Source organism: Frankia sp. CcWB2 (genome assembly GCF_977927585.1).
In genome coordinates this window covers 1-4,660 of the sequence record NZ_CDWRCM010000254.1, presented here as the reverse complement: position 1 = coordinate 4,660, position 4,660 = coordinate 1, and the positions used below count along the sequence as shown (strand labels likewise).

Annotated in this window: 5 protein-coding genes and 1 other RNA gene; 3 read left to right on the top strand and 3 right to left on the bottom strand. The window is 71.5% G+C overall.

Annotated features, from left to right (window positions below; genetic code table 11):
• Positions 1-91: 91 nt before the first annotated feature.
• The 3 genes from ACY45C_RS19735 to rnpB form a co-directional block, all read right to left on the bottom strand.
• Positions 92-358, bottom strand: coding sequence for a type II toxin-antitoxin system RelE family toxin (locus tag ACY45C_RS19735; RefSeq protein WP_462189046.1), 267 nt, complete (start codon positions 356-358; stop codon positions 92-94).
• A gap of 1 nt (position 359) precedes the next feature.
• Positions 360-611 carry a type II toxin-antitoxin system Phd/YefM family antitoxin gene (locus ACY45C_RS19730; RefSeq protein ID WP_462189044.1) on the bottom strand — a complete coding sequence of 84 codons (252 nt, stop codon included), beginning with the start codon at positions 609-611 and terminating at the stop codon, positions 360-362.
• Positions 612-652: 41 nt separating this feature from the next.
• Positions 653-1,063: RNase P RNA component class A (gene rnpB / locus ACY45C_RS19725), an RNA gene on the bottom strand.
• Between the two features lie 316 nt (positions 1,064-1,379).
• Between rnpB and ACY45C_RS19720 the strand changes: the two genes are divergently transcribed.
• The 3 genes from ACY45C_RS19720 to ACY45C_RS19710 all read left to right on the top strand — a co-directional run bounded on the left by ACY45C_RS19720 (position 1,380) and on the right by ACY45C_RS19710 (position 4,647).
• Complete coding sequence (locus ACY45C_RS19720; protein ID WP_462189043.1) at positions 1,380-1,730, top strand: lipopolysaccharide assembly protein LapA domain-containing protein; 351 nt, start codon at positions 1,380-1,382, stop codon at positions 1,728-1,730.
• A gap of 62 nt (positions 1,731-1,792) precedes the next feature.
• On the top strand, positions 1,793-2,407 hold the full coding sequence (locus ACY45C_RS19715) for a PaaI family thioesterase (protein WP_462189042.1): 615 nt from the start codon (positions 1,793-1,795) through the stop codon (positions 2,405-2,407).
• 296 nt (positions 2,408-2,703) lie between these two features.
• Positions 2,704-4,647: a serine/threonine protein kinase gene (locus ACY45C_RS19710; protein WP_462189047.1), complete on the top strand. Its 1,944-nt coding sequence runs from the start codon at positions 2,704-2,706 to the stop codon at positions 4,645-4,647.
• Positions 4,648-4,660 lie beyond the last annotated feature (13 nt).

Sequence of the window (4,660 nt, the reverse complement as noted above, 5' to 3'; positions counted from 1 at the left end):
GGCACGGTTCCGCGGTCCGCGACTTGTGACGGCCACGGGCCCTTGGACCTTGCTCCGGGGGTGCCGACTCCGGGGTGCCGAGCGGCTCGGGTCAGAGGTGCCGGTACACCTCACGCCGATGGGCGACGTGGACGATCGTGACGAGAATGCGGGTGTGGTCGACCTGGTAGATCACCCGGTATTCACCAACTCTGTTCCGCAGTATCCTGCTGGGTTGGCCGGTGAGGGCCCGGGCCCCCGAGGGGCGGGGTTCCGCCGCGAGTCGTGTTACCGCGATCAGGATCCGTCGAGTGGTGGAGGCGTCGAGCTTGCGCAGCTCTCGCAGCGCCGCAGTCGTCCACTCGACGGTGTGCGCCACGTCAGTTCAGGCCGAACTCGGCGAGGACGTCGGCGTGGGGTACGCGAGGCTCCTCGGCGGCCAGCGCCTCTCGGGCGACGGCGAGATCCGCTTCGTCCTCCGCCGCTTCCAGCTCACGGAGATCTTCTATGGAGATCACTGCCGCGACCGCGCGGCCGTGACGGGTCAGGACGATCCGCTCATGGGCGTGCTCCGCCTTGGAGACGATCTCGCCGAGGTGGTCGCGTGCCTCGCTGATCGGCATCTCGCTCATCCCCAGATTGTACAAACCGGGGAGTGGTCGGGCCGCTGAGGCGGACGAGGTGGCCTGTAAGCCGGGTCCTGTACCGGCTAGCCTCACGGCTCGTCGGCGGCGACCATCTCTCTCGGGCTGCCGTTGCCGGCAGCCTCTAGCGGTCCACCCGCAGGCTCGGGCGGGCAGCCCTCGAACGCCTGCGCGGTCCGCGGCCTCGCGGCTACGGGCCTTCTGACCTTGCTCCGGGCGGGGTTTACCGAGCCGCCCAGGTCACCCTGGGCGCTGGTGCGCTTTTACCGCACCGTTTCACCCTTACCGGCGCCGGAACCGGCACCGGCGGTCTGTTTTCTGTGGCACTGTCCCGCGGGTCACCCCGGGTGGGTGTTACCCACCGCCCTGCCCTGTGGAGCCCGGACTTTCCTCGGCGACGCCGGACGAGCCGGCACCGACGCGGTCGCCCGGCCAACTCGTCCGCTTCCTTCAGTATAGAGTGCTTCCCGGTCTACGCTTCCTGGGCGTAGGGCTGATCGGGCTGTCGGTGCGCGGAGCCGGCCGATCGGGCGGTATGGCGGCGGATCGAGGAACAGGACGATCATGACGGGACCGAAGCAGCCGGGCCGAGGGTTCGGCAACGCGAGGCGTACGGCCTCTCCGCCCGCCGTTCCGCCCGCGCCCGCGGCGCCGGCGGCGGCCGGGCAGACCCCCGCGGCCTCGCCTTCCGGAACGCCTGCCGGCCAGGTTCCGGTTGGTCCAGCCGGTCCGGTTGGTCCGGCCGGTCCGGGCGCCGTGGCGCCCGTTCCGCACCAGCCGGCCCACCCGGGCGGACCGGATTCTCCCGGCGTCCCGGGTGCGCCCACCGGCGGGGCCCGGCCGTCGCGTCGCGGGGTTGCCTACACCACCTATGCGATCACCGTGCTGGTGCTGCTCATCGCGATCGCCGTCGTGGTCTTCGTCGTGCAGAACGACGCGCGCGTGAGCATCTGGCTGTTCGGTTCGACCAGGCAGATGTCGGTCGCGGGTGCACTGGCCGCCTCGGCCGCCGCCGGTCTCGTCGTCGGCCTACTCATCGGTGTCATTCCTCAGATCAGGCTGCGCCGCGAGTTGCGCCACCTGCGTCGCGCGGCCGGCCGCCGGTAGCTGAGCGGAGTCCTCGGCCGCGGGTCGGCCGGTAGCCGGTTGGTGGAAGGCACGTCGGCAAGATGCCAGGCGGATCCCACCGCGTCGGTACAGTCCGGGTCGTGACGCCGTTGCGAACAGATCTGCCACCGGGAGCACAACTCCCGCCACGCCCAGCGAACGCACCGGCGCCCGGCACCGTGCTGCCGTCCCACTACGTGCGGTGCTTCGCCTGCGGTGACCAGTCCGCCCACGGACTGCACCTACGGGTCGACGCCGATGCCGGCCTCGCGCTGTGCGCGACGTTTGAGGTGACCGAGCATCATCAGGGAGCGCCGGGCCTCGCCCATGGTGGCCTGCTCAGCTGCGCCCTCGACGAGGCGTTGGGTGCGCTCGGGCATCTGACCCGGACCAGCCTGGTGACCGGCCGGCTGGAGACGGACTTCCTGCGGCCGGTACCCGTGGGCACCGTCCTGCACCTGAGGGCGCGGGTCGAGGGCGTGCTCGGCCGGCGGGTCTACGCTAGTGGCGAGGGACGATTGAACAGCCCTACCGGACGGGTCGCGGTCCGGGCCCGAGGGCTGTTCGTCGAAGTGCCCCTGGAGCACTTTGTCACCCATGCCCGGGCCGAGGACATCCAGGCGATCGAGCAGGATCCGGACCTGATCCGGCTGCGCGAACATCAGACCATTTCCTGATCTTCGAATCTCCTGGTCTTCGAATCTCGGAATCTCGGAATCCGCTCACGGGCGGGACTCGTTTGCTCGCCGTGATTCGACCGCACGGACCGTCGCATCTCCGTCACAGATCCGTCACAGATGTAGCTGGCACGGTGGGCGTGGCCTCCGGGTCTGTCGGGATGCTCCATCGACCGTTGCCTCGGCCACTGCGTCGGAACGTTCGGAGCGGCGGTCGGCCCCGGCGGCCAACCCTCGCCGGCTGTCGGTCGGCTCGCGGCGGAAAGCTCGACGGAAAGGAGGGTGCGGTGCCGGCGATGTCGCTGCGCTCTGGCGATCCGGAGCGGATCGCCCGGTTCACGCTCACCGCGCGGCTCGGCTCCGGTGGTATGGGAGTCGTCTACCTCGGCATCGACGACGAGACCGGAGGGCCGGTCGCCCTCAAGGTGATCCGGTCGGACTTCACGGCCGATCCCGAGTTCCGCAGCCGGTTCCGTCGCGAGGTCGCGGCCGCCCGGGCGGTCGACGGTGCCTGCACCGCGAGGCTGGTCGATGCCGATCCCGACGCCGAGGATCCGTGGATGGCAACCGAGCACATCCACGGCCAAAGCCTCGCCGAGGCGATCGCCGACCGGGGCGCGCTGACCATGCCGGTCGTCATGGCGCTGGCGACCGGGCTCGCCGAGGCCCTGAAGGCCATCCACGACGCCGGCATCGTCCATCGGGACCTGAAACCGGGCAACGTGATCCTCAGCGAGGACGGCCCGAAAGTGATCGACTTCGGCATCGCGGCGGCGGTCGACGCGACGGCCGCGACCAGGACGGGGGTGTTGCTGGGCAGCCCGGGTTACATGGCCCCGGAGCAGGTCACCGGACGCGGCGAGATCGGCCCGCCGGCGGACGTCTTCGCCTGGGGCCTGACGGTACTGTTCGCCGCGTCGGGGCGACCCCCCTTCGGGACCGGCCGGCCCGACGCGCTGCTGTACCGGGTGGTCCACGACGAGGCCGACACCGGGGATGTTCCGCTGGCCCTGCGCCCAGCGGTCCGCGCGGCGTTGCTCAAGGAGCCTATGGCCCGGCCGAGCGCCCACGCGTTGCTGCGCGTGCTGATCGGGTCTACTGGCGACCCGGAGCGCGAGACACGCCGGATACTGCGGGACGCCTGGCTCGCCCCACCGGTGACGACCCGCATGAGGAGCCTTCTGCCGGTCGCGGAGGAGGATACCCATGACGCCAAGACGCAGATCCGCCTCGATGCGCCGGAGAGCGCCGGCGCGTGGGTGCGAGTGGGCGACGGTGCGGGGACAAACGGTGCGGGGACAGCGGGCCGGGCGCCACGCGGGACCGGTGATCCGGCGGGGGACCCCGGGCAGGCTGGCGAGCTTCGGCAGGTCGGCGAGTCCGGGCAGGTCGGCGGGTCCGCGCTCGGCGAGGATGACGATCAGGCCGGTGGCCGGCCGGCTGACGGTGATCATGATGCGGCCGCTTCCGCCGGGGCAGCTCCCGCCGGGGCGAAGCGGCCCCTGTCCGGCCGGCGGGCCCGTGCCCGGCGCCACCCGCGCCGGACCGCGGGTCTGGCTGCCCTGGCCGCGACACTCGCGGGCCTGGCCGCCCTGAGCGCCTCCGAGGCCGCCGGCGACCTCGGTCCGCAGGCCCCCGGGACGGCCGCCAGTTCCCAGGCGACGGCCGGGGAACCGGGGCCCGGCCCGCACGGCGTGCCACTCACCCCGTCGTCGCGTGACGACGTCCCGGCCCGATCGGGACGTACTCCTGGGCCACCGGGGCTCCCCGCGCCCTCACTCTCTGTCATCGTTCCTCCTGCCGGCCTGTCGTCGGGGCGGCCGATCCCCGGATTCCGGGGCACGGTCGGCCAGCTCATGCAGGCCAAGGCGTTCACCGGCTTCGTCACCGCCCACGACACCCAGATCGTCTTCCTCGACATCTCCACCCTCGCCGAGGGTAACGAAGGGGCCTTCTACCCCGGACCGGACTTTGGGGGGGACAACCGGCCCAACTTCACCCTCTTCGACGCGTGCGGGGCGCTCGGGCCGGGGGAGCCGCCCGGCTTCGAGCCGGGGAAGGAGTGCTTCGGGAGCACGTACCGCCTTGCCGAGATGGCGCACAGCGGTGCTTCCTTCGGCTACGTGCAGGGTTCCTACCGGCTGCGTGGTTATTTCTGGGTCGACCTGGTACCCGGAATGCACCAGGGATTCGTGAACATCAATCTGCGGGCCGTCGACGCCCGGGATCTTCCGCGTTGACGGACCGGTGGTG